We start from the raw sequence: 25,709 nt of genomic DNA, 5'->3' as shown, positions 1-25,709 counted from the left end.
CATGTCCGATCTTACCCTGCCGCTCGAACGCCGCGATTTCTCCGCGCAGGAACGCCTTTTGGCCCAGACCGCCGATTTCCGCGTCGTAACTTTCGCCTATCCGTCGGGGGTCGAGGCCCTGCGTCTGGAAAATGCACGCGGGCAGGTCACGCTTTTGCCCTATCTCGGCCAGATGGTCTGGGACGCGGAATTTGACGGGCGGCGGCTGACGATGGGCCATGTCTTTCCCTATCCGCGCAAGGGCGCCTCGATCTTGGATACCTACGGGGCTTTCGCCTATCACGCGGGGATGCTGCGCAACGGCACGCCCGGCCCGACAGATACCCATCCGCTTCATGGCGAGATGCCGGTGGCCGAGATGGACCGCGCATGGCTGCGCTTTGGCGAGGATGCCGGCGGGCCTTGGGTAGAGCTGGGCGGGCAATGTGACTATGTCATGGGGTTCGGCCCCCATTACCGCGCGCAACCCCGCGTGCGGCTGGGCGCGAAAGAGGCGGCTTTCCTGATCGAGATGCAGGTCCGGAACCTGTCTGCCCATCCGATGGAGCTGATGTATATGCTCCATGCGAATTTCGCCTTCGTCGCGGATGCAGAGATCCACCAGCCCGCCGCATGGACGCCCGAGACGACCAAGGTCCGCCGCGCCGTGCCGGGCCATGTGACGCCATCGCCCGAATTCCTCTCTTTGCTCGACGACCTCGCGGTGAACCCCGCACGGATGCGCCGCCTTTCGGAGCCCGCGCTTTATAGCCCCGAGCAGGTTTTCTACGTCACCGGCCTCGGCACCGGCACCGGCGGGCGCACGCGGCAGGTCATGGCCTTGCCCGAGGGCGACGGCTTTTCGCTGTCCCATCGCCCCGCCGATTTTCCCCATTGTGTGCGCTGGATTTTCAACGACGGCGATGCGCAGGTGGCGGCCTTCGCGCTGCCCTCGACCTGCGAACCCGAGGGCTATACCGCCGAAAAGGCCAAGGGCCATATCCGCATCCTCGCCCCGGGCGAGGAGCTGCGCTTTCCCGTGCAGCTGGGTCATCTTTCGCCCGAGGAAATGCCGCAGGTCCTGGCCGAAGTGGCCGCGCTCGATCAGGATTAAGGGCTTTTCATGGACAGAATTGGACGCATCGCCGTTGTCGGCTCGAATATGGTCGATCTGGTGACCTATACCGACCGCATGCCCGCCCCCGGTGAGACGCTGGAGGCCCCGAGTTTCGAGATGGGCAATGGCGGCAAAGGGGCCAATCAGGCGGTCGCGGCAGCGAAACTGGGCGCGAAACTCGTGATGGTGTCCAAGGTCGGCAGCGATATTTTCGGCGAGAATACCATCCGCAACCTGCAGGGCTTCGGCATCGACACGCGGCATGTGAGCGTGGCGCAAGGCATGTCCTCGGGGGTTGCGCTGATCTTTGTCGAGCCCTCGGGCGAGAATGCGATCCTGATCGTGAAAGGCGCGAATGCCGCGCTTTCGCCCGCCGATGTCGATGCCGCCGAAGAGCTTCTGCGCGGCGCCGATCTGATCCTGATGCAGCTCGAAGTGCCGCTCGAGACGGTTTATCACACGGTTGCGCGCGCCGCTGAATGGGGGGTGAGGACGATCCTCAATCCCGCGCCCGCCGCGCGCGATCTCGATGTCGGGCAGCTGGCAAGTTTGGGCTTTCTGGTCCCGAACGAGACCGAGCTGGCCCAGCTTTCGGGACTGCCCACAGGCTCGGACCCCGAGATCGAGGCTGCAGCGCAGGCCCTGATCGCGCGCGGGATCGGCGCGGTGATCGTGACGCTTGGCGCGCGTGGTGTGCGGCTTGTCACCAGCGAGGGCATGGTCGCGGTCCCCGCCGTAGCGGTCGAGGCGGTCGATACCACCGGCGCGGGCGATGCCTTCATCGGCGGTTTCGCGCATTTCCTGACCGCAAGCGGCGATACTTTGGCGGCGCTGCATCAGGCGGCGCGCTATGCGGCCCATTCGGTGACGGGGCGCGGAACACAGAAATCCTATGCGACAGTCGCGGAATTCGCGGAATTTTGCCGTGTTCTCGACGATCGCTAGAGGGCGCGGTTGCGCTTAAGGCTGGGTTAAGCTTGATGCGCGACTTGCGGGGCATGAGATATCCGCCCCAGCTTACGCCACCGCCCCCGAGGCGTCCCCGCCCCTCGGGCGCGGTTTTGGGCCCGCTGCGGCCCGCTTCGGGTGTGCGGCCTACCGGTCCCGCCGCCCCGACCGGAATTTGAAAGGACGAACCATGACGACCACCCCGACCCTGCCGCTGTTCAGCCGCCGTGCCACCCTTGCCGGCGGCATTGTCCTTGGCGCGGGCCTTGCCCTTCCGGCGCTCGCGCAAGAGGACAACCCCATGCCCGCAGAGTTGCGCAAGGCGCTCGAGCGTGATCCCAATGCGCCGGTTCTGGGCAATCCCGACGGCAATATCACCTTGACCGAATTCTTCGACTACAACTGCCCCTATTGCCGCCTGATGGTGCGCGACGTGCACGGGCTGATCCTCGAGGACAAGGAATTGCGCATCGTCTTCCGCGAGTGGGCGGTCTTCGGCGAGGGCTCGATCTTTGCGGCGCAGGCCTCGCTCGCCTCGCTCGATCAGGGCAAATACTGGCAGATGCACAGCGCGCTGATGGCGATCAAGGGCCGCGCCGAAGAGGCTTCGGTGCTGGCGGCGGCGGAAACGGTCGGGCTGGATATGGCGAAACTGCGGCGCGACATGGAATCGGACCGTGTGTTCCAGCATATGAGCACCTCGGGCGAGTTGGCCGACCATATGGCGCTGATGGGCACGCCGACCTTCATCGCGGGCAACGAAGGCCTGTTCGGCAAGCAAAGCCCCAAAGACCTGCGCGATCTGGTTGCGCGCGGGCGTAAGGCTTTGGGATAAGGGCCTGAAATTTGCACGCGGGGGCCGGTTCGGCGTCCCGTGAAAGCCGCAGAAAAGACGAACCGCCGCGCCTGATGGTTGCGGCGGTTTTCTTTTCCGTGCCGTCCGGTTGCGGAAATCCCGCACGTTGAAGTTGTTGAAAAACTTCCTTTTCCCAAGAAATGCGTCATTCAAATCGTACAAATAGATTGATAAAGTACGTTTTGCATTCGAGAGGTCATGAGGGGGCGCAAGCCGATGAACATGCCATTCCTGCAAGCGGGTCGCTTGGGACGCCTGACCACGGTGCTCGGGCCGAACGATCTGGTTATGCTGAGGTTTTTCGGCAGCGACTATATGAATGCGCTGTTCGAATACGAGGTCGAGGCGCTTGCGCCGACCTCGGGTGTCGATTTCGACGCGCTGCTCGGCACCCATGCCACGGTGACGATCGACACGCGCCACGGGCCGCGCCATTTCGACGGGATCGTCGCGCGGACGCGCTATGGCGGGGCGGGCGAGGGCGGGCATCGTTTCGTGCTGACCCTGAAGCCCTGGCTGTGGTTGGCCGACCAGCGCTTCAACCAGAAAATCTTCCACAACAAGACGGTCGACCGCATCATCGCGGAAACCCTGGCACCCTATGCCGATGCGGGCAGCCCCGCGCTCGATATCAAGCTCACGGGCGACTACCCGACGCTGGAATATACCGTGCAGTACCGCGAAAGCGATTTCGCCTTTGTCAGCCGCCTGATGGAGCGGTTCGGGATTTCCTATCATTTCGTCCATTCCGACGGAAACCACATGCTGCTTTTGACGGACAGCGATGCCAGCCATGGCGAGGTTGCGGGAGGTGCGCGCAAGTTCCTGCCGCTCGACGGCCACCACCAGCCCGACGAAGAGCATTTCTGGGATCTCGCGCCCGAGCGCAAAATGAAGACCGGCGCAGTCAGCCTGATCGATTACAACTTCAAGACCCCGCGCGCCGAGATGATGGCCGAAAGGGTCTCGGCGTCGAAATATGCGTTCGGGCAGCTCGAAAGCTACGAGTATCCCGGCACCTATCTGGACCGCGACGAGGGCCGCAAACTGGCGCGAACCCGCAACGACCAGTTTCAGGGAGGCGACCGGCGCAACCGCGCGTCGGGGGATTGCATCTCGCTTGGCGCGGGGATGGTGGTCAATCTCGACGCGAACGGGATCGAGAATGTCGGCGATGCCCGCCAGCTGTGCCTGTTTGCACAGCATAGTTTCGTGTCCGAAGCCTATGGCTCGGGCGAGACGCAATCGGACGGATACTCCTTTAGCGGCAGCTATGTGCTGATGCCGACCTCCGCCCCGCTGGCGCCGCCGCGCCGCACGCCGGTGCCGGTGGTGCAGGGCCCGCAGACCGCGATGGTGGTGGGCGAGGACGAGATCGATTGCGACGAATTCGGCCGCATTCTGGTGCGCTTCCATTGGGACCGCGAGGGAGCGATCTCAATGCGCTGCCGCGTCAGCCAACAATGGGCGGGGGCGGGCCTCGGCCAGGTCGTGATCCCGCGCGTCGGGATGGAGGTGATCGTCGATTTCGTCGATGGCGATCCCGACAAGCCCTTGGTTACAGGCTGCGTCGTCAATGCCTCGAATGCCAATATCTACGGTCTGCCCGCCAACAAGACCCGCAGCGGCTTCAAGTCCAAGACCCATAACGGCGGCGGCAACAACGAGCTGATGTTCGAGGATGCGTCGGGCAAGGAGGAGATCTTCCTTCATGCCGAGAAGGACATGAACCGCGTCATCGAGGATAACGAGGACACCAAGATCAACCGCGGCAACCGCTCGATCACGGTGGGGCTGGGCGACGAGACCAAGACCATCGCCAGCGGCAAGCTGAGCGAGAAGGTTGCTTTGTCGCGCAGTACGACCGCGAATACGATCAATGCCTCTGCCGTGGCCGGATCGGCAGGGCCGGGACACATCACCTATAATGCCGACGACAATATCTCGATGACCGCGAAAAAGATCATCGCGCTGGATGCCACCGAGGACATCACCCAGGTCACCAAGCAAAGCCATCGCACCGAGGCCAAGGTGAATGTGATCACCCATGCCAAAGAGCTGACCCAGATCACCGCGGGCCAGCGGCTGACCCTTGCCGTGGGCGAGAACACCCTGATCGAGATCATCGACGGCCAGATCACGCTCAAATGCGGCTCGACCAGCGTGACCTTGGCAGAGGGGATTCTCGACCAGATCAGCGGTGCGATCCATCTCAACACCAACAAGGACGCCGGCTGAGCATGTATCACTTCAACGAGGGCTCTCTCGATCTTCCCGAGAGCTGGATCGACCAGACGATCAATATCGTGTCCAGCTCGGGATCGCTGGAGCCGGGCCTGACGATCACCATGACCCGCGACGCGATTCCGTGGGGCATGGGGTTTTCGGAATATGTCGAGGACCAGATCGCACAGGTCACCGAGGCGTTGACCGATTTCACCTTGCTCGGGCGCAAGCCGGTGACCGCCGGACGCAGCGCCGCCTACGAGATCGAATGCCGCTGGAAGGCCAAAAGCGGGCCGATGCACCAGATCATCACCACGGTGCAGCTTTCCGATAACCGCGCGCTGGTGCTGACCGCCTCGCATCCCGGCGAGATGACGGCGAACCAGCAAACAGAGGTGCGCCGCATCATCTCGACCCTGAACCTGCAACAACGACGAGGCTGACCCCATGACAGGCCTGACTTCGGCTGCGCAAACCGGCGCTGCGGCTTCCAGCGCGCAGATCGGCGATGATGGTCTTGTGACCCTGCCGGACCAGACCGGCCGCAACGGGATCGAGCAGGGCTGGGACGCGACACTCGATTATGTCGAGGGCGATACTTTCGGCAATGTGGTCATGGCAGGATCGGTGGCGCTGCCTGCGGCGGGTGCGGCCTTCACCTCGCTCGGAACGGCGGGGGCGGTCACGACCGGCACGCTGTCGGCGGCGGGTGGCGCGGCAATGACGGCGGCGCTGCCCGCCGCGGTCGCGGTCGCGGCCGGTTACGCGGGCGGCGTGATCGGCGACAAGCTCGGCAACTGGCTGGGCGATGCGGTGATGGGCTCGGACTTCATGCAGTCGATGGGCTACAACAAGATGGGCGATGCGGAAAACCCCGCCACGATCGACGACCCGATCGCCCATGTCAGCATGTGGGCGACGCTGGGCGCAGTGGCGCTGGGCGCGGTCGCCGCCATCGGGGTCGGTGCGCTGATCTTTTTCACCGCCGGTGCGGCGACGCCCTTCATCGTGGTTGCGGCCAGCGCGGCTTTCGCGGGCGGCGTGGTCGGAGGGATCGGCGCGGGCTTTGCCTCGGCCGCCGGACAATACGGCAAGAACAAGGGCAAGATCGTCCAGGGCTCGCCCGATGTCTTTTTCGAGGGCCTTGCCGTCGCGCGCGTCACCGATCTGGTCGAATGCGAGCAGCACGGCGGCCCGCAGCATGTCGCCGAGGGCGCCGAGACGGTTTTCGCCAACGGCTGGCCGATTGCACGGGTCGGGCATTGCTCGACCTGCAACGGCAAGATCAACGCGGGCAAGGAAACCATCGGGATCGACCTCAAGACCAGCGCGATCCGCATGGACATCGACGGCGGCTGGACCGAGCGTCTCGTGCGCAGTGCGGTCGCGCTTTCTGATTTCCTGCCGATCCCCGGCGAGAACCGGCACAGCCCCAACAACAGCCCGACGCCGCGCCCGAATGGCGACTTCACCCCGACGCGCGGAGGCACGACGACGCCTTCGACCCGTCCCGTGACCCCCGCAAGCAATGTGCACGGCCGCCCCGACGGCGCGGCGACCTGCGCGACCGACCCCGTCGACGTGGCTTCGGGCCAAGTGGTCGAGACCCGCGCCGATATTGCCATTCCCGCGACGATTCCGCTGGTGCTCAAGCGCAGCTACCGGCAGGGCTGCGACGGAATTCAGGGGCGCGGCTGGTCGGGAACATGGGCACAGCATCTTCGCCTTCAGGGCAACGAGATCGTTTATCAGGACCCCGAGGGCGTGCTGATCTCGTTCCACACCCCGCATGAAGAAGTGCAAAGCCTCAACCTGCGTTTCCCGCATCTGCGGCTGGTCGGCGTGCGGGGCGGGGCGATGTTCCTTTACGACCGCCGCCAGCAGCTGTTCTTCATCTTCGACCATCATGTGCGCGGGCGGGTGCTGCTGACGCGGATCGAGGACCGCAACGGCAATACGATCAAGCTGACCTATGACGAGAACGGGTTGAACGAGGTCCGCCACTCGGACGGGTTCAGCCTCTCGGTCGAAAGCCGCAACATGCTGATCCGCCGCGCCGTTCTGAATGCGCCCGGAAGCACCGATTGCGGCTTTGTCTGGAGCTATACTTCGGCGGGCCTGCTCTCCGAGGCCAACTCGGCCCAGACCGGCATCCTGCGCTACAGCTATGACGAACAGGAGCGCATCACCAGCTGGGCCGACAGCCGCCTGACGCGCTCGCATTACGAATATGGCGCGCATGGCCGCGTGATCCGCAACTGGTCGGATTCGGGCCATATGGGCGGTCAGCTTGACTACGACCTTGAAAACAAACGCACCTTCGTCACCGATTCCGGCGGCGCGGTGACGGTCTATGACTGGGACGATCTGGGCCTCGTCTGGCGCATGACCGATGCGGCGGGCGGCGAGTGGCTGACCGAATGGGGCCGCAGCTTCAACATCCTGTCGAGCACCGATCCTCTGGGCCATACCCGCAAGGCCGCTTATGACGCTTACGGCGATGTCGTCGAAATGACCGACGCCGAGGGCAATTCGGAACGCTGGAGCTATTACCTCTCGGGCCGCGTCCAGAGCCATGTCGATATCGCGGGCGCGAAGACCGGCTTCCGCTATGACAACAAGGGCAATCTCGTCACGGTCGAGCTGCCAGACGGTGCCTTCGTGCGCTACCGCCGCGCCGAAAACGGGCAGGTCCTGCGGGTGGATTACCCCGGCGAGCGGCAGGAGCGCTATGCTTACGACATGCTGCAGCGTCCGCGCATGATCACGACGGTCGCGGGCTACGAGCTGCATATGCAGCATGATGCCGAGGGTCGTCTGGTGCGCTCTTCCGACGAGGTCGGGGCGGAGACGCGCTGGGACTATACGCGCGGCCCCGACAATCCGCGCGGCAATATGCGGCAGGTCACGGGACCGGAAGGCGCTGTGGCGAGTGCGCGCTACGACAGCGAAGGTCTGCGCACCAGCATGACCGATGCCGAAGGCACCACCCAGCTTTACCATTACGGCGCGCTGGACATGTTCCTCGGCATGACCGACGCCGAAGGCCACCGCGTCTCGGTCGAGCATGACAGCGAATGCCGGATCGTCGCGCTGGTCAACCAAAAGGGCGAGCGTCACGAATTCACCCGCAACGCGCTGGGTCTGATCACGGCCGAGCGCGACTTCTCGGGGCTGGTGACGCGGTTCGAATATGACGCGGCGGGGCGGATCTCCAAACGTATCCAGCCCGACGGTACGGTCGTGCATCTGCAACGCGACAAGCGTGGTCTGCCGCTGGAGATCACCCATACCCGCGGCGCCGAGATTTCGCGCCAACGCTTCGCCTATGACGCGGTCGGCCGGATGCTGCGCGCCAGCGATGCCGAAAGCCTGATCGAAATGGCCTATGACAAGCTGGGCAACCTCGTCTCGGAAAAGGTCAACGGCCGCGAGATCAAGCACGGCTACTCGGACAAAGGCTTCGGCTCGTTGGAGCGGACGGGCGATGTCATGCCGCTTCGCGCCGCCTTCAACCTCGAGGGGATGATGGCGAGCCTGCAGATCGGCGATCATGCGCCGCTGGAGTTTTCCTATGATCCGCGCGGGCTCGAGATCATGCGCAGCTCGGGCGCGGGCTTCATGCTTGCGCAGGGCCACGACATTGCCGGACGGCTGGTCGAGCAGATCGCGGGTCCGCTGGCCGCGCTGCCGCAAGAGGTCCGCTATGGCGCGTTGACGGCGGACGGCAGCAACGAACATGTCACGCGTCACGGCGCGATGATGCACCGGACCTACCAATGGGATCAGGCTTCGCGCGCGGTTTCGGTCAATGACCGGATTCTGGGCGAGAACCGCTTCGACTATGACCGTCGCGGGCAGGTCGTGGGCGTCGAAAAGACGCTGCGCGGCGACAGTCTGCCGGTTCTGCGCCGCTTCGGCTATGATCCGAACCAGAACCTGACCGAGATCGCCTCGGGCGAGAAACGCGAGCAGGTCGAGAGCAAGGCGGGACGCATCAAACGTCGAGGCTTGGTCTTTTACCGCCATGACGATGCCGGTCGCGTCGTCGAAAAGCGTGTCGAGGAACAAGGTTTCCGGCCGAAAACCTGGCAGATGCAATGGGATGCGCAAAGCCGTCTGGTGCGGCTGACGACGCCCGATGGTGCGGTTTGGCGCTATGTCTACGACGCTCTGGGGCGGCGGATCCAACGGCTCAAGCTCATCGCGGGCGGCAAGGGCGCGGCGGATGCCATCCCCGAGGGCGGCGGGCGCGCCTATCAATGGGAAGGCAGCCAGATCGTGGCCGAGGCCCCGATCCTCGCCGACGGCTCGACCGATTGGGCGGCGGCGGCGCATTGGATCTACGAGCCGGGCTCGTACCGGCCCTTGGCGCGGGCCTCGGGCGACGGGCTCCATTATGTCGTGACCGACCATATCGGCACCCCGCGCGAGCTGTTTTGCGAGGACGGCACGGCGGTCGCCTATCGTCAGGAGCTGTCGCTCTGGGGCGAGGTCGAGCCGATCACGCTGCCGCGCCGCGCCGCCAATGACGATACGGCGCCGGTCGATTGCCCGATCCGTTTTCAGGGTCAGTGGCTCGATGAAGAAAGCGGGCTGCATTACAACTGCATGCGGTATTACGACCCCGAGGCGACACAATACCTGACCCCAGACCCGATCGGCCTGCTGGGCGGGATGCGAACGCAAGCCTATGTCGCCGACCCCAATGGCTGGGTCGATCCGCTGGGGTTGCGTCCTTGCTCGCAGACCCTCAAGCGCAACATGTTGCGAAACGAGGGGCACGATCCCAACCAGAACCTGCCGCACTATCAGGCGCAGCATCTCATTCCCGGCGAGTTCATGGATCCGAGCAAGCCGGATAAAATGCATCCCGCTCTCGTGGCGGCCGGTCTGGATATCAACGCGGCGGCCAACGGGATTTTCCTGAGAAACAATCGAGGAGGTGTGAGCCCCCTGTCGCGTCACCAAGGCAGCCACCCCGCTTATTCGCGAGCCGTTCAGGACGCATTGGACCGGATCGACCTCAACCGGCCGCAGGCCGACATTGCTGCAGATATCGCAAGGCTCCAGAGGGTGCTCTACACAAACCAAATGGCTGGTGTACCCATCCGCAACAAGGATATGGTCGGATCTGCTACGGCACGGTTTTACGGGCTGAGCAGGCAGGAGGCGACCGCTCTCGGCGGGCAGCGCGTATACGATATGTGGGACGGTATCTTGAAGGGGGCGGGATTCTGATGTCCGAGATCGACTTTGTTCTCGAACCTGTGCATTTCTTCGGCTCGCCCCTGCTTTTGTCCGGTGCCCATCCAGAAGCCTTGCCTGCGGATGCGGAAATCGTGACCGACCTCGAGCGCGCGATGATTTTGGAAAACGAGCAGGATCTGCCCGCAGGATACGCGATCTGGCTCGATGCCTATGCTGCTGCAAAAGCGTCCTATTTCAGCACGGACGCGGCCCGCGACGGCGAAAAAATCGCGGCCGAGGCCGCCTTGCGGCAGGTCAGCGATATCGAGCGTCTCGAGGGGGCGGCCCTCGAGACCGAGTTTTACGAATTCTGGGACACGGTCGCGGGCGAGATCATTGACCAGCTCAACTCCATCGCGATCAGCCGCTTCGTTTTGGGCCAAGCGGTTCCGAAATTCTTCGCGGATCTGTTCCAGATCTATCGCGCGGGCTTTTACCCCTGCGGTTTGCGCGAGGACGGAGGGATGGTGGCTTTTGATCCCAAGGCTTTGGGCGGCTTCGATCTCGTTGCAGCCGCGCGCCGTCGACTTTCCCGCTGAGGCGGGCCGCAAGGAGAAAGCATGACCGATCGCGACCACAGATTCCGCCGCCGCATGGCCGTTTTCGTCGGGCTTGTGGCTGCGGCTCTGGCGGCCTATGCGACCTATCTTGCCGTGACCCTGCCGGCGGGGCTGCATTTTCCGGTCGGCTTTTCGCGTCCGGGCCGCCAGCGCGAGATCGAAATGGGGGTCGAGGGGCTATATCTCTTTCCCGCGGTTCTGGCGGTCGGCGCGGGCTACCTCTGGCGCTCGGAGGCCTGGCTTTTGCCGGGGCCGGGCAAAGAGCGCCGCTTTACGCTCGGGCTGATCTGGATGCTGGTCATCGGCGTCGCGGTGGCGCAGCTGGTGATCTGCGCCGAGGCCGTCGGCGCGGCAGGTGCCGCCTGAGACAGCCCACACCAAGGTCTAGGTCCTTGATGCAACGCAGAGGCGAATTCTGCGGCTTTGCGTGAAAACCGCTTTCTCTTGTCGCACTCTTGTGGCCATTGGACCGACAGTGATCACCGCAAGAGAAGGCTGAGGTTAGGATGGGATATTTCCCCAATTGGCGGCTGACCCGCAACGAGGTCGTGCTGCCCGACGAGAGGCTGCCTTGGGCCGAGGCCGCGCCCATGGGCATCCAGCATTTGCTGGCCATGTCCGGCTCGACCATTCTCGCGCCGCTATTGATGGGCTTCGACCCCAATATCGCGGTCTTCTTTTCGGGGATCGGCACTTTGCTGTTCTTCGTCCTGACCGGAGGACGCGTTCCCAGCTATCTCGGCTCGTCCTTTGCCTTCATCGCGGTGGTGATCGCGGCGACGGGCTATGCCGGTTCGGGGCCGAACCCGAATATCGCGCTCGCGCTAGGCGGGATCGTCGCGGCCGGTGCGCTTTATACGCTGATCGGCCTCATCGTCATGGCGGCGGGGACCGGCTGGGTCGAGAAACTGATGCCGCCCGCCGTCACCGGCGCGATCGGCGTGGCGATCGGCCTGAACCTTGCGCCGGTCGCGGTCGGCCAGCTCAAGGGCACCTGGACGCATCTGCTCATCGCGCTGGCGACGGTACTCTGTATGGCGCTGATCTCGACCTACGGGCCGCGGGCAACGCGGCGCGTGGCTGTGCTGGTGGCGATTGCCTTCGGCTATCTGCTGGTGCTGGTGCTCGGCAACGGGCTCGGCATCGTGCCGGGGATTGACTTTGCCGCCGTAAGCAATGCCGCCTGGTTCGGCCTGCCGCAATTCGTGAAGCCGGAATTCACCTGGGCCGCGACCTCGCTGATCGCGCCGGTGGCCATTGTGCTCGTCGCTGAAAACCTTGGCCATATCAAGGCATTGGGCTCTATCACCGGTCGCGACATGGACCCCTATATCGGGCGCGGCTTTGTCGGAGACGGGCTTGCCACCATGCTTTCTGGCGCGAATGGCGGCACGGGGATCACGACCTATGCCGAGAATATCGGCGTCATGGCGATGACCCGCGTTTACTCGACGCTGATCTTTGTCTTTGCGGCCTGTGTCGCGATCCTGCTTGGTCTTTCGCCGAAATTCGGGACGCTGCTGCAAACCATTCCGGCGCCGGTTCTGGCGGGGCTGGCGGTCTCGGTCTTCGGGCTGATCGCCTCGGCGATGGCGCGGATCTGGGTCGAGAACAAGGTCGATTTCTCGCAGCCGCGCAACCTCTTTACGGTCGGCATCACGCTGATTTTCGGCGCGGGCGATTTCACCGTGACCATCGGGCAATTCGCGCTTGGCGGTATCGGGACGGCAACCATCGCGGCTCTGGTGGTCTATCAGCTGCTTGGCCTCAAGCGCGACTGATCACGGCGTGAAAGCCAAACGGAACCCCGATCCGCACATGCTGCGGGTCGGGGTTTTTCGTTCCTTGCCCTGTGCTCACGCCGGTCCGGTCACAGGTATTTCGTCGGAACCGAAGTGGTGAACTTCAGCTCCTCCATCGAGATCGACGAGTTGATCTGCGAGAATTCGAGCTGCTCGATCATGGATTTGTAGACGTGATCGAAGGTCTCGATATCGGGGACCATGACCTTGAGGATGTAATCGACCGAGCCGGTGAGGCGGTAGGCCTCGACGATCTCGGGGATGCCGTCGATCAGGCTGCGGAAGCTGGTGAGCCAGGCCATCTCGTGGCGCGGGGCGGTGACGCCGATGAAGATCGTCAGCGGCACGCCGGCGTTGCGCGGATCGACCAAAGTCACGCGGCCGCGGATCACCCCCGCCTCTTCGAGCTTGCGGATGCGCCGCCAGCACGGGGTCTGCGACAGGCCGATTTCCTCGGCAAGGACCGCCACGGGGCGGTCCCTTTCCTGCAGGAGATCGAGGATCTGGCGGTCGATATCGTCAAAGGCCGAGCCGTCCGGAACCCGCCGCCGCGCTTCGGGAGGCTTCTTCGGGCTTTGGGTCATGGGCCGACGAACTCCATGATCGAGCCGCCGGCATGGGCGGGAGCGACCCAGATCGCGCCTTCGGGGCCGTCATGGACGGCGATGCCGTTGGCGATCAACAGCGCGCGGGTTGCGGCTGGATCGGCGACGCGGATGCGCAGTGCGGCAAGGCCCTTGAGCGGCGTGGCGGCGACGGCATCGGCGCTATAGCGCGCGGCGGCGCCCTCGGGGCTCAGCACCACGATTGCGGCGGAATGCAGGTCTGCCGCATTGCCGGTTGCGACCTCGTGGCCACCCTCGACCGCACGGACGGTTCCGCCGGCGACAAGGCGGGCGAAACCCTCGGCCATGGTCGCGCTATCCTCGCCCACCGCCACAATGGCCGCGATTTCGACCGCGCCGTTGGCATGGGATTTCAGCTCGGGGCGCCAGACCATGTCGCGGGTTTTGTGCTGGCACATGAAGGCAAAGCCGGTCGGTGCCTCGCCTTTGGCGAAATGGGTGACCGCAAAGGCCGCGATACCTTCGGAGCCGTCGGGCAGGGGCAGCGGGCGCGAGAACTCGCCCACCGGCTCGGTCCGGATGCCGAGACCGGCCAGCGCCTCGCGGGCGACATGGGCGTCCTTGATGCGGAAGGCGATGGCGCGCAGCCCCTCGCCGTCGTCCGACAGCATGTCGCGCTGGTGCTGGTTGCCGGAGGTGGGGGTGACGATGCCAAGAAGCTCGACGTAATCATCCTCGAAGATGATCGTGTAATTCGCGGTCCCCTTTTCCGCGCTATGGAGTCCGCGCGGCGAGAGTGTAAAGCCCAGCTTGCGGTAATGGGCTGCGCTTTGGTCGAGGTCCTCGACCAGAAGGAAGACGTGATCGACGCCCGAAACGGGATGGGTCATGGCAGGGTCCTTTCAGTTGGCGGCAGCACGCAGGACCGGTGCCAGCGTGATTTCATGGATGGCGATATTGGGATTGGCTTGGGCGACATGCAGCGCGAGGTCGGCCATGTCTTCGGGTTGTATCATGTATGCCGCGCTCTCGGGATCAAAGCCCGGCCGGCGCAGCAAAAGCGGGGTTGCCACTTCTCCGGGGTGGAGCGCGGTCGAGCGGATCCCGTTCGCGCCTTCTTGCGCGTTCAGGCTGGCGCTGAGGTCGGTCAGCGCATGTTTCGACGCGCCATAGGGCACGCCCGCGACCGGCGCGTGGAATCGGCCCGCCCAGGAGGAGGTATGGATGATGACCCCGTCGCGTTGTGCCCGCATGTAAGGCAGCACCGCCGCAATAACATTGATCGCGCCTTTGATATTGGTATCGAGGATCGCATCCCATTCCGAGAACAGGATATCGTCCCAGCGCCGGTGTGGGGTATTTAATCCCGCATTGTTGCAAAGAACGGCAATTCCGTTCCGCCAACCGGCAATTTCCTGGGCAGTTTTCACTATTCCCTCGCGGTCGAGCACATCCATCGCAAAAGCTTTGGATATACCACCTTTGGCGGAGATACGGTCGCAGATTTCTTGCAGCGCATCGCCCGATCGGGCACTGACTGCGACATTATATCCCGCCTCGGCGAAGCGCATTGCCATGGCCGCGCCGATGCCCGAACCGGCGCCGGTCACCCATACTGTTCTGCTTTCGGTTGAACTTTTGGATGAATTTCCCATCATTTGCTTCCAAAGTAGTATGAATTATTCAACATCGGCAAAATAAGCGGATGAGGACACACAGTAATTGGCTTTATCGTAGAAGTTTATTATTGACTTATCTAGGATTAATGTAAGCAAATCGATCGCAGAAATCCGAGACAGGGGCTAACCCTGTGCGAATGAATCGGTGGGAGAAGTCTCGAATGCTGAATGCAAAAGCTCGGTCCGTGGTGATCGGCGCGATGGTCTCGGCGGTGGCGCTGGCAGCGCCTGCCCTGGCTCAGGAAGAGGTCAAACGCGGAGGAACCGCGCTGATCCACATGAATACCGAGCAGGGCGTTCTCAACCCCGCCTTGCGCGCCTCGACCGGTGTCTACCAGATCACCGGCAAGTTCATGGAACCGCTGATCGACCGCACCTATGACGGCTATGTCGGTGTGCTCGCGACCGAGTGGTCCTCGTCCGAGGACGGCAAGACGATCACCTTCAAGTTGCGCGACGGTGTGCGCTGGCATGACGGCCAGACCTTCAGCTGTGACGATGTCGCCTTTTCGGCGATGGAGCTGTGGAAGCCGATCCTGAACTATTCCTCGACGCTGCAGGCCAATCTGGAATCGGTGGATTGCCCCGATCCGCTGACCGCCGTCTTCAATTACTCCAAGCCGATGCCGCTTGAATTGCTGGTCGCGGCGATGCCCGATCTTGGTCATCCCGTGCCCAAGCATCTTTACGAGGGCACCGATTATCTCAAGAACCCCTATAACCAGGCTCCGGTCGGGACGGGTCCGTTCAAATTCCAGGAATACGAGCGCGGCCAATATATCATCGGCGTGCGCAACGAGGATTACTGGCGCGGGGCTGATTATCCCTATCTCGACCGCGTTGTCTGGCGCTTCATCCCCGATAAGGCGGCGGCTGCCGCGGCATTGGAAGCGGGCGAGCTGCACGAATCCGGTTTCATCGGCATTTCGATGGCGGATATGGAGCGTCTTGGCAAAGAGCCGCAATTCGACATGGGCCCCAAGGGCTTTGAAAGCAACGTCGCCCATTCGACCATCGAGTTCAACCAGCGCAACCCGATCCTTGCCGATCTGCGCGTGCGTCAGGCGATCTATCACGGCCTCGATATCGACTTCGCGATCAAGACCATCATGCGCGGCTATGCCAAGCCGGGCCGCGGTCCGATCCCGAGCGTCGGCGGCGCGAATTACACCGACGACGTCCAGACCTATCCCTACGACATCGAGAAGGCCAAGGCGCTTCTGGACGAGGCGGGCTATCCGGCCGGCCCCGACGGGATCCGTTTCAAACTGCGCCACCGTCCCGCACCTTGGGGTGAATATACCCAGCTCTGGTCGGAATATTTCGCGCAGGCGATGAAAGAGATCGGCATTCAGGTCGAGCTCATCACCAACGATGCGCCGGGCTTCCTGAACGGCGTCTACCGCGACCACGACTTCGACACCGCGAACGGCTGGCACCAGTTCCGTTCGGACCCTGCGGTTTCGACGACCGTCTGGCTGCGTTCGGGCATTCCGGCGGGTTCGGCATGGACCAACCAGTTCGGCTATGAAAGCGCCGAGATGGACAAGCTGATCGACGATGCTGCGGCAGAGCTCGATCCGGCGAAACGTGCCGATCTTTACCACCAGATCCAGAAGCTCGAGATGCAGGAGCTGCCGGTCATCTTCGCGATCGAGCATCCCTTCCTCGGCATCACCAACAAGAAGATGATGAACCACCACAATACGCCGCGGTGGGATTCTTCGAGCTGGTATGATCTCTGGATCAACGAATAAAAACGGTCGCAAGGCATAACGGCGGGGCGGTTTCACGATCGCCCCGACCCAATCAAGAAGAAGCGGAGTCCGAGGCAAGATGAGCCTGCACTTACCCCCGATCCTGACCTTCACCCTGAGACGGGTCATTCAGGCAATCCCCGTCATCTTGCTGATCATGGTCGGCAGCTTCCTTCTGATCAAACTGGCGCCCGGCGATACGGTGGACGCCCTTGTCGGCGATATGGGGGGCGCGGACGCCGCCTATGTCGAAAGGCTGCGGCTGGAATACGGGCTCGACCAGCCCGTCTATGTGCAGCTCTGGTCCTATCTGACCAAGCTCGCGACGCTCGATTTCGGCTGGTCCTATGTCTACGAGCAGCCGGTGCTGACGGTGCTGATGTCGCGGCTCGGCACGACGCTCTTGCTGATGGTCACCTCGCTCAGCGCGGCTTTCGTCTTCGGTGTGGCGCTTGGCGCCTTTGCGGCGCGGCGGGCCTATTCGCTGACAGACAACGTGATCTCCACGTTGGGGCTGGTGTTTTACGCCATGCCGTCCTTCTTCCTCAGCCTGCTGATGATCCTCGTTTTCTCGGTCAAGCTGGGCTGGCTGCCGGTCGGCGGCATCAAGGATGTCGCGGCTTTCCATACCGGCTGGGCCAATGTCGTCGATATCGCGGTCCATCTGATCATGCCGGCGGCGGCGCTGTCGCTGATCTATCTGGCTTTCTACATGCGGTTGATGCGGACCTCGGTGCTCGAGGTCATGGACCTTGATTTCGTGCGTACCGCGCGTGCCAAAGGGGCCAGCGGGCCGCGTCTGATGTTCCACCACATCATGCGCAACGCGCTTTTGCCGGTGGTGACGCTTTTGGGCCTGCAGTTCTCGACCGTGCTCGGCGGTTCGGTGGTGATCGAGACGATCTTCTCGCTGCCGGGCCTTGGCCAGCTTGCCTATACTTCGGTGATCAAGCGCGACCTCAATACGCTGATGGGGATCATCTTCCTGTGTTCGATCCTCGTGGTGATCGTGAACATCCTGACCGATATGGTCTACGCATGGCTGGACCCGAGGATCGAGTTGAAATGAGCCTGACCGATACCAACCAACTGCCGGCGCAGGTCTCGCGCGCAACCGTGATCTGGCGCCGCTTCAGCCGCAACCGAGCGGCGGTGCTGGGGCTGATCCTTTTCATCGCGGTCGTCGTCATGGCCATTCTGGCGGGCGTCATCGCGCCCGGTGATCCGCTGCGCCGCGTCGGCGATCCGCTGACATGGCCGATGGTGGACCCGAACGCGCCTTTGGGCACCGACCAGCTGGGCCGCGACATCCTTGCGGGGATCATGCATGGCGCGCGGATTTCCTTGATGATCGGGGTGGTGGCGACGCTGATCTCGATCACGATCGGCGTGCTGATCGGCGCGGTCGCGGGCTATTTCGGCGGCTGGATCGACGATATCCTGATGCGCGTGACCGAGGCCTTCCAGACCATCCCCAACTTCGTGCTGCTGCTCGCGCTTGTGGCGATCTTCGGCTCGACCATCGAAAACATCGTTATCGCGATCGGGGTGGTGTCCTGGACCGCGCCCGCGCGCATGGTGCGGGCGGAATTCCTGACCCTGCGCCAGCGCGAATTCGTCGATGCGGCGCGCAATCTGGGCGTGGGCACTGGCTCGATCATCTTCCGCGAGATCCTGCCCAACGCCTTGCCGCCGGTCGTGGTCTTCGCCTCCGTCGTCATGGCGACCTCGATCCTGATGGAAAGCGCCTTGGCCTTTCTGGGGCTCGGCGATCCCAACTACGCTAGCTGGGGCAATATGATCGGGCAGGGCCGCGCCGTCCTGCGCACCGATTGGTACTGCTCGGTCATTCCGGGCGTGGCGATCCTGCTGACCGTCCTCTCCTTCAGCCTGATGGGCGAAGGGCTGAACGATGCGCTGAACCCGAGGCAGAAGAAATGACCGACGCACCGAAAAAGCCGCTTCTGGAAATCGAGAACCTGCGCATCTCCCTGCCCAAAGGCGGCGACCGTCCCTTTGCGCTCGAAGGGCTGAACCTGACCGTCAACGAAGGCGAGATCGTCTGCCTTGTCGGCGAGAGCGGCTCGGGGAAATCGCTGGCGGCGGGGGCAGTGATGCGGCTTCTGCCCGAGCCCGCGGTCCATATCTCGCAAGGCTCGATCCGGCTGGACGGGCAGGACATCTATGCGTTGTCCGAGCGCGAGATGCGCGATCTGCGCGGCGACCGGCTGTCGATGATCTTTCAGGAGCCGATGACCGCGCTCAATCCGCAAAAGACCGTGGGCTGGCAGATCGACGAGGTTTTGCGCCTCCACAGCGATCTCGACCGCAAGGCGCGCCGCGCCCGCGTTCTGGAGATTCTGGGCGATGTGCATATCCCCGATCCGGAATCGGCGTATAACGCCTATCCGCACCAGATTTCCGGTGGCCAACGCCAGCGCGTCATGATCGCGATGTCCTTGGTGATGAACCCGCGCCTGATCATCGCCGACGAGCCGACGACCGCGCTGGATGTGACGACGCAAAAGCAAATCCTCAAGCTGATCAAGGATCTGCAAAAGACCAACCGCACCGGCATCCTCTTCATCACCCACGACTTCGGCGTGGTGGCCGAGATCGCCGACCGCATCGCGGTCCTGCGTCTGGGCGAGCTGGTGGAACAAGGCCCGGCCGAGCAGATCCTGAACAACCCTCAGCATCCTTATACCAAGGCGCTGATCGGCGCGGTTCCGGCCCTGACGCCGCCGCCCGAAAAGGCGCTGTCGGATGCGCCGGTGGTCCTTAGGGCCGAACATCTGGTGAAAACCTTCGCGGCGCGCGGCGGTTTGCTTTCGGGCAAGCGCAAGGCAGTCGCGGCGGTCAAGGACCTGAGCTTCGAGCTGCGCCGTGGCGAGACGCTTGGCGTTGTCGGCGAGAGCGGCTCGGGCAAGACCACGGTGTCGCGCATCGTCACGCGCCTGCTGGAAGCCGATAGCGGCAAGGTGCTGATCGACGGGCGCGATCTGATGGCGGCCTCGAAATCCGAGATGCGGGCCTTGCGCAAGGATATCCAGATGGTCTTCCAGGACCCGATGGCATCCCTGAATCCGCGCAAACGGGTGATCGACCTGATCGCCCAAGGCCCGATTGTTCACGGCGTGCCCAAGGCCGAAGCCCATGCCCGCGCCCGCGAGCTTTTGAAGCTGGTCGAGCTGACCCCCGCCGCCGCCGACCGTTTCCCGCATGAATTCTCGGGCGGCCAGCGCCAGCGCATCGGCATCGCCCGCGCCATCGCGATGGAGCCACGTGTGATCGTTGCGGACGAACCTGTCTCGGCGCTGGATGTCTCGGTTCAGGCGCAGGTGCTCAAGCTTCTGGCCGATCTGCGCGACCGCTTGCAGCTGTCCTTGCTGTTCGTGACCCATGACCTGCGCGTTGCGGCCCAGCTGTGCGACAAAGTCATCGTCATGCAGAAGGGCGAAATCGTCGAGGCCGGCCCGACCGCCCGCATTTTTGCCGCGCCCCAACACCCCTATACGCAGGCTTTGCTCTCTTCGATCCCCGGACGGGATTGGGAGCCGCCAAAGCTGACCGCGGCCTGAGCGGCCCGAAGAAGGACGAAGATGATGACCGAGGTGGTCTTTCCGAAATCGATCTGGGCCGCGACCGCGCCCGCCCGCACACCGGCCCCCGCGCTGGATCATGACCGCGAGGCCGATACCGTCGTGATCGGCGGCGGCTTTACCGGCCTGTCTGCCGCGCTCGAACTGGCGCGGGCCGGTCAGGATGTCGTCGTGCTGGAAGGGCAGGCGGTCGGCTGGGGTGCCTCGGGGCGCAACAACGGCCAAGTCATCCCGACCATGACCGCCGCCGAGCCCGAGGCGATCGCCACGCGCTACGGACCGGCGGGCGAGCGTTTCGCCAAGCTGATCGGCAATTCGGCCTCGGTTCTGTTCGACATCATCCGCCGCGAGGATATCGCCGCCGAGGCCGAGCAGAACGGCTGGTTCCAGCCCGCCCATTCGCCGGGCCGCACCGCTTTGTCCAAGCGCCGCGTGGCTGCTTGGCAGAAATTCGGCTTTCCGGCGGAATATCTCGACCGCGAGGCGACCTCGGCGCTGCTCGGCACCGATTTCTGGTATGGTGGGATGCTGAACCCGACCGGCGGTCATATCAACCCGCTGGCCTTGGCGCGGGGGCTGGCGAAAGCCGCCGAAAGCCATGGCGCGACCATCTATGAGACGACGCCCGTCGCCGCTTGGATGCGCGAGGGCGAGCATTGGGTCGTGACCGCGCAGAACGGCCACAAAATCCGCGCGCGCCACATGATCTTGGCCACGAACGCCTATACCGGCGAGCTGGTCCCCGGCCTTGCGCGCCGCCTGTCCCATACGATCGTGCCGGTCCTGTCGTGGCAAATGGCGACGCCGGTTCTGTCCGACGACCTGCGCGCGACCATCCTGCCGGGCCGTCAGGCGGTCTCGGACACGCGCGGCGACCTGCGCTTTTTCCGCTATGACGCGCGCAACCGCCTGATCACGGGCGGCGTGGTGATCGGTAACCATAATGTCGCCGAACGAGTCGCCAAAAAGGCCGCGAACAACCTGATCGAGGCCTATCCCGCGCTGAAAGGCACCGAGATGACGCATGTCTGGTCGGGCTATATCGGCATGACATGGGACCGTTTCCCGCGCGTCCACCAGCTTGGGCCGGACGCATGGACATGGATCGGCTGCAACGGTCGCGGCGTGGCGCTTGGCGTGTCCTTGGGCCGCGAGATGGCGCGCGCCGTCTCGGGCCATGCGCTGGATACGCTGGCGCTGCCGGTCTCGGACCCCAAACCCTTGCCCTTCCATGCGATCGCACGCCGGATCGCGCCGAATTATCTGGCATGGCTGCGCCGCAAGGATCAGGTCGAGATGAAATCCTGACCCCATGCCCGCAGCCCTGAACCACCCTTTGCACAGCCGAAAGCCAATGCGATGACCAACCAGCTTCCCATTCTCGAACGCCGCCGGATCGAGGCGATGATCCTCAAGAACGTCCATCAGGTGATCGAGGAACGTTCCGGCACCGCCGAGGCCGATGCCGTTCTGGGCGAGGCGGTAACGCGCTCGGCCATCGATCAGGGCAAATCCTTTGCCGACGAGCTGGGCCGTACGCCCGATCTTCAGGATTTCGCCGATATTCTGCCCTTGTGGACGCATGGCGGATCGCTTGAAATCGAGACGCTGAACGCCTCGAAAGACCAGCTCGAATTCAACGTCACGCGCTGCCGCTATGCGGAAATGTACCGCGAGATGGGGCTGGGCCGGATCGGGCATCTGCTGTCGTGCAACCGCGACGGCGATTTCTGCATCGGCTATAATCCCGATATGGAACTGACCCGCACCCAGACCATCATGAGCGGCGCGAGCCATTGCGATTTCCGCTACAAGCTGCAGCCCGCGCAAGATGCCGCTGCGGAAGAAAAATAAGAAAAGGACCCGAACCATGCCCGTCGAGAACTGGATTGCCGATCATCTGGACCGTCTGGTGGCGTTCCGCCATGACCTCCACCGCAACCCCGAACTGCTTTACGACTTGCCGCGCACCGCGAACAAAGTGGCCGAGGCCCTGCGCGCGGCGGGTGTCGACGAGGTTCACGAAGGCATCGGCAAGACCGGCGTCGTCGGCGTGATCCGCGGCAAGACCAACACCTCGGGCCGCGCGATCGGGCTGCGCGCCGATATGGATGCGCTGCCGATCATCGAGGCGACGGGCAAGCCCTATGCCTCGGAAATCCCCGGCAAGATGCATGCCTGCGGCCATGACGGCCATACGACCATGCTGCTTGGTGCCGCGATCGGTCTGGCCGAAAGCCGCAACTTCGACGGCACGGTCATCGTGATCTTCCAGCCTGCCGAAGAGGGCGGCGCCGGTGCGCGCGCCATGATCGAGGACGGTCTCTTCAAGCGCTTCCCCGTTCAGGAAGTCTACGGCATGCACAACCGCCCGAACCTTGCGGTCGGCGAATTCACCATCTCGGCCGGTCCGATCATGGGCTCCGTCGACATGTTCGAGATCGAGATCGAAGGCGTCGGCGGCCATGCGGCCTCGCCCCATGCGACCGTCGATCCGATGCCGGTTGCCGCTGCCCTGATCCAGGCGGTGCAGACGATTGTCGCGCGCAATGTCGATCCGCTGGATTCGGCGGCGGTCTCGATTACCACGGTCCACGGCGGCGATGCCTTCAACGTCATCCCCCAGACCCTGCGCATCACCGGCACCGTGCGCACCCTGCGCGAAGAAGTCCGCGATCTGGTCGAGGAACGCCTGACCCGTCTGGTCGAGACCCTGCCCGCCGCTTTCGGCGCGACGGGCCGCATCGACTATGGCCGCCACTATCCGGTGACCGTGAACCATGCCGCAGAGACCGAGCTGGCCGCCTTGGCTGCCGAATCCGTGGCCGGTGTCGGCAAGGTCAGCCGCGACATGCCCGCGACTTTGGGCGGCGAGGATTTTTCCTTCATGCTCAACGAAGTGCCGGGCGCGATGATCAATATCGGCAACGGCCCGAGCGCGGGGCTCCACCATCCCGCCTATGACTTCAACGATGACGTCATCGCTTGGGGCACCTCGTATTGGAGCCAGCTGGTCCGCGACCGTCTGCCCACGACGAACTGAGACCGGCCCGTCCCTGCCGCACGGATAGCGGCGGCACGGCCCATTCTTTCCGCTTCCCGCGTCGCCTTGATGCGGGAAGCGCCATGATTTCAGAAGGCGCGAACATGTCGGATCACAAGATGCAAACCCTTCATGCCGAGGCGAGCCAGCTGCCGCCCCTGCCGGAATGTCGGGAGCGCGAATGGGCGCGCAAGGCGGTGCGGCTGTTGCAGGGCGACGGCTACCGCTCGGCGGATACCCATCTGGTCAAGCCGATGTTCGCGGGGCTTCGCGGGATCTCGGTCTATCTCAAGGATGAAAGCACCCATCCGACCGGCAGCCTCAAGCACCGGCTGGCGCGCTCGCTGTTCCTTTACGGGATCTGCAACGGCAAGATCCGGCAGGGCACCACGTTGATCGAGGCATCCTCGGGTTCGACCGCCGTCTCCGAGGCCTATTTCGCGCGGCTGCTGGATCTGCGTTTCATCGCGGTGATGCCCCATTCGACCAGCCGCCAGAAGATCGAGGCGATCCTGAGTTTCGGTGGCGAGTGCCATTTCGTCGACCACCCCGGCGAGGTCTATTCCGAGGCGGCTCGTCTGGCGTCGGAAACACGCGGCCATTACCTCGACCAGTTCACCAATGCCGAACGCGCAACCGATTGGCGCGGCAACAACAATATCGCCGAAAGCATCTTTGCGCAGATGGCCCACGAAGAAGAGCCCGTCCCCGCATGGCTGGTGATGAGCGCGGGCACCGGCGGGACCTCGGCGACTTTGGGGCGCTATATCCGCTATCGCGGCTTTGCCACGCGGCTTTGCGTCGTCGATGTCGAGAACTCGGCCTTTTACGACGCGTGGCGCTTGGGGGATGCGGGGATTACCGCGAAGGGCTCGCGTATCGAGGGGATCGGGCGGCCGCGGGTCGAGCCCTCCTTTGTGCCGGGCGTGATCGACCATATGCTGCGCATCCCCGATGTCGCTTCGATCGCGGCGATGCATGTGCTGTCGGAACGGCTGTTCCGCCGTGTCGGCGGCTCGACGGGGACGAACTTCTTCGGCCTGTGCTCGGTCGCCGAAGGGATGATGTCGGCAGGGCAGGGCGGGTCGCTGGTCTCGCTGATCTGCGACAGCGGCGACCGTTACGGCGCGACCTATTACAACCCCGAATGGCTGGCGGCGCAGGGGCTGGATATCGAGCCGTGGAAGCGCTCGATCAACGCTTTCCTCGACGGCAAAGGCCCGCTGTTCCCCGCGCTTTAAGGGTCAGGGATAATCCGCGACCGGCGTCCACAGCACCTCGTTGATGCGCGGTGCGCCGGTTGCCAGCATGACCAGCCGGTCAAAGCCGAGCGCGCAGCCCGAGGCGGGCGGCATATGCGCAAGGGCTGCAAGGAAGTCTTCGTCCAAGGGATAGCGCTCGCCGTAGACACGGGCTTTTTCGTCCATCTCCAACCCGAAGCGGCGGCGCTGTTCGACCGGATCGGTCAGCTCGCCAAAGCCGTTCGCCAGCTCGACCCCGCAAGCGTAGAGCTCGAACCGTTCGGCCTCGCGCGGGTCGTCGGCGGCGCGGCGCGCAAGGGCGGCCTCGGGGGCAGGGTAGCGGTCGAGGATTAGCGGACGGGTATGGCCGAGATGGGGTTCGACCTTCTCGACCAAAACGCGCGAGACCATATCCGACCATGTGTCGTCATCGGAAAGCCGGATCCCCTTGGCCTCGATCTGCGCCCGCAAAGCAGGGGCGTCGGTGACGATCCCGTCGGTCGTGGCCAAAAGGTCGATCCCCGCATATTCGGCGAAACCCTCGGCAACCGACATGATTTCGGGCGCGGCATAGGGGTCGCAGGTCGCGCCGCCGGAACGGAAGACCTCGGCCCCCGCCGCTTCGGCCGCCAGCCGCATGAAGGCCGCGCAATCGTCGAACAGCACGCGGTAATCCGCGCCCGCGCGATACCATTCGAGCATGGTGAATTCGGGGCTATGGGTGCGGGTATGTTCGCGGTTGCGCCAGACATGGGCGAAGGTGAAAATCCGCTCCTCGCCCGCCGCCAGCAGCTTTTTCATCGCGAATTCGGGGCTGGTGTGCAGATACATCGCCCGCGCCGATCCGTCATTGCCGATCTGGCGCGTCTCGAAGGCATGAAGATGCGCCTCGTTGCCGGGGCTGATCGCAAGCGCCGCCGGATCGACATCGAGAAAGCCGTCCGCCTCCAGCCAATCGCCGATCGCGCGCCGGATGCGGTTCCTTGCCAGCAGCAGCGGGCGGCGTCCGGCATGGCGGTCGCGGTCCCACCACGGGCTTGCGGTCGGGGCAGGGATCGGCGGGCGGGACATGGCAAACTCTCT

21 protein-coding genes are annotated in these 25,709 nt (G+C 63.8%); 17 read left to right on the top strand and 4 right to left on the bottom strand.

The window, feature by feature from the left end:
* Position 1 precedes the first annotated feature (1 nt).
* The 9 genes from ACFFUC_RS02515 to ACFFUC_RS02475 all read left to right on the top strand — a co-directional run bounded on the left by ACFFUC_RS02515 (position 2) and on the right by ACFFUC_RS02475 (position 12,717).
* Complete coding sequence (locus tag ACFFUC_RS02515) at positions 2-1,093, top strand: DUF4432 family protein (RefSeq protein ID WP_377683206.1); 1,092 nt, start codon at positions 2-4, stop codon at positions 1,091-1,093.
* A gap of 9 nt (positions 1,094-1,102) precedes the next feature.
* Complete coding sequence (gene rbsK, locus ACFFUC_RS02510) at positions 1,103-2,041, top strand: ribokinase (protein WP_377683204.1); 939 nt, start codon at positions 1,103-1,105, stop codon at positions 2,039-2,041.
* Between the two features lie 193 nt (positions 2,042-2,234).
* Positions 2,235-2,879: a DsbA family protein gene (locus ACFFUC_RS02505; protein ID WP_377683202.1), complete on the top strand. Its 645-nt coding sequence runs from the start codon at positions 2,235-2,237 to the stop codon at positions 2,877-2,879.
* Between the two features lie 237 nt (positions 2,880-3,116).
* Positions 3,117-5,138, top strand: a complete 2,022-nt coding sequence (locus tag ACFFUC_RS02500) for a type VI secretion system Vgr family protein (RefSeq protein WP_377683201.1) — start codon at positions 3,117-3,119, stop codon at positions 5,136-5,138.
* Between the two features lie 2 nt (positions 5,139-5,140).
* Positions 5,141-5,569 (top strand): DcrB-related protein, encoded by a 429-nt coding sequence (locus tag ACFFUC_RS02495; protein ID WP_377683199.1) that lies wholly within the window; start codon positions 5,141-5,143, stop codon positions 5,567-5,569.
* A 4-nt stretch (positions 5,570-5,573) separates the two neighbouring features.
* Positions 5,574-10,367, top strand: a complete 4,794-nt coding sequence (locus ACFFUC_RS02490) for an RHS repeat-associated core domain-containing protein (RefSeq protein WP_377683197.1) — start codon at positions 5,574-5,576, stop codon at positions 10,365-10,367.
* A complete protein-coding gene (locus ACFFUC_RS02485) occupies positions 10,367-10,915 on the top strand; it encodes a hypothetical protein (protein ID WP_377683196.1) in 549 nt (182 codons plus the stop codon). The genes ACFFUC_RS02490 and ACFFUC_RS02485 overlap by 1 nt, the downstream gene beginning before the upstream one ends.
* 21 nt (positions 10,916-10,936) lie before the next feature.
* Positions 10,937-11,302 carry a hypothetical protein gene (locus tag ACFFUC_RS02480; protein WP_377683194.1) on the top strand — a complete coding sequence of 122 codons (366 nt, stop codon included), beginning with the start codon at positions 10,937-10,939 and terminating at the stop codon, positions 11,300-11,302.
* A 140-nt stretch (positions 11,303-11,442) separates the two neighbouring features.
* Positions 11,443-12,717, top strand: a complete 1,275-nt coding sequence (locus ACFFUC_RS02475; protein WP_377683192.1) for a solute carrier family 23 protein — start codon at positions 11,443-11,445, stop codon at positions 12,715-12,717.
* Positions 12,718-12,806: 89 nt separating this feature from the next.
* On the opposite strand, the gene ACFFUC_RS02470 is transcribed toward ACFFUC_RS02475, so the two are convergent.
* The 3 genes from ACFFUC_RS02470 to ACFFUC_RS02460 are packed head-to-tail and all read right to left on the bottom strand — an operon-like array spanning position 12,807 to position 14,914.
* Positions 12,807-13,322: an Lrp/AsnC family transcriptional regulator gene (locus ACFFUC_RS02470; RefSeq protein WP_377683189.1), complete on the bottom strand. Its 516-nt coding sequence runs from the start codon at positions 13,320-13,322 to the stop codon at positions 12,807-12,809.
* Positions 13,319-14,194 (bottom strand): VOC family protein, encoded by an 876-nt coding sequence (locus ACFFUC_RS02465; RefSeq protein ID WP_377683187.1) that lies wholly within the window; start codon positions 14,192-14,194, stop codon positions 13,319-13,321. Before ACFFUC_RS02465 ends, ACFFUC_RS02470 begins: the two co-directional genes overlap by 4 nt.
* 12 nt (positions 14,195-14,206) lie before the next feature.
* Positions 14,207-14,914 carry an SDR family oxidoreductase gene (locus ACFFUC_RS02460; protein ID WP_377683186.1) on the bottom strand — a complete coding sequence of 236 codons (708 nt, stop codon included), beginning with the start codon at positions 14,912-14,914 and terminating at the stop codon, positions 14,207-14,209.
* A 230-nt stretch (positions 14,915-15,144) separates the two neighbouring features.
* Between ACFFUC_RS02460 and ACFFUC_RS02455 the strand changes: the two genes are divergently transcribed.
* The 8 genes from ACFFUC_RS02455 (at position 15,145) to ACFFUC_RS02420 (ending at position 24,626) form a co-directional block, all read left to right on the top strand.
* On the top strand, positions 15,145-16,740 hold the full coding sequence (locus ACFFUC_RS02455) for an ABC transporter substrate-binding protein (protein ID WP_377683185.1): 1,596 nt from the start codon (positions 15,145-15,147) through the stop codon (positions 16,738-16,740).
* 79 nt (positions 16,741-16,819) lie between these two features.
* The gene (locus tag ACFFUC_RS02450; protein ID WP_377683183.1) at positions 16,820-17,809 is read left to right on the top strand and encodes an ABC transporter permease; all 990 of its coding nucleotides are present in this window, start codon (positions 16,820-16,822) and stop codon (positions 17,807-17,809) included.
* Positions 17,806-18,681, top strand: a complete 876-nt coding sequence (locus tag ACFFUC_RS02445; RefSeq protein WP_377683181.1) for an ABC transporter permease — start codon at positions 17,806-17,808, stop codon at positions 18,679-18,681. The genes ACFFUC_RS02450 and ACFFUC_RS02445 overlap by 4 nt, the downstream gene beginning before the upstream one ends.
* Positions 18,678-20,321, top strand: coding sequence for an ABC transporter ATP-binding protein (locus tag ACFFUC_RS02440; protein ID WP_377683179.1), 1,644 nt, complete (start codon positions 18,678-18,680; stop codon positions 20,319-20,321). The genes ACFFUC_RS02445 and ACFFUC_RS02440 overlap by 4 nt, the downstream gene beginning before the upstream one ends.
* Before the next feature lie 24 nt (positions 20,322-20,345).
* Positions 20,346-21,650 (top strand): NAD(P)/FAD-dependent oxidoreductase, encoded by a 1,305-nt coding sequence (locus ACFFUC_RS02435; protein WP_377683177.1) that lies wholly within the window; start codon positions 20,346-20,348, stop codon positions 21,648-21,650.
* A gap of 51 nt (positions 21,651-21,701) precedes the next feature.
* Positions 21,702-22,196 carry an L-2-amino-thiazoline-4-carboxylic acid hydrolase gene (locus ACFFUC_RS02430; RefSeq protein WP_377683175.1) on the top strand — a complete coding sequence of 165 codons (495 nt, stop codon included), beginning with the start codon at positions 21,702-21,704 and terminating at the stop codon, positions 22,194-22,196.
* A gap of 16 nt (positions 22,197-22,212) precedes the next feature.
* Positions 22,213-23,385, top strand: coding sequence for a M20 aminoacylase family protein (locus ACFFUC_RS02425; protein ID WP_377683173.1), 1,173 nt, complete (start codon positions 22,213-22,215; stop codon positions 23,383-23,385).
* 104 nt (positions 23,386-23,489) lie between these two features.
* A complete protein-coding gene (locus tag ACFFUC_RS02420; protein ID WP_377683172.1) occupies positions 23,490-24,626 on the top strand; it encodes a PLP-dependent cysteine synthase family protein in 1,137 nt (378 codons plus the stop codon).
* 3 nt (positions 24,627-24,629) lie between these two features.
* On the opposite strand, the gene epmA is transcribed toward ACFFUC_RS02420, so the two are convergent.
* Positions 24,630-25,697, bottom strand: a complete 1,068-nt coding sequence (epmA, locus tag ACFFUC_RS02415) for an EF-P lysine aminoacylase EpmA (RefSeq protein WP_377683170.1) — start codon at positions 25,695-25,697, stop codon at positions 24,630-24,632.
* Positions 25,698-25,709: the final 12 nt, after the last annotated feature.

Origin of the sequence: Paracoccus cavernae (assembly GCF_042430175.1) — a bacterium.
GTDB classification, from domain to species: Bacteria; Pseudomonadota; Alphaproteobacteria; order Rhodobacterales; family Rhodobacteraceae; genus Paracoccus; species Paracoccus cavernae.
This window is presented reverse-complemented; position numbering and strand designations above follow the sequence as displayed.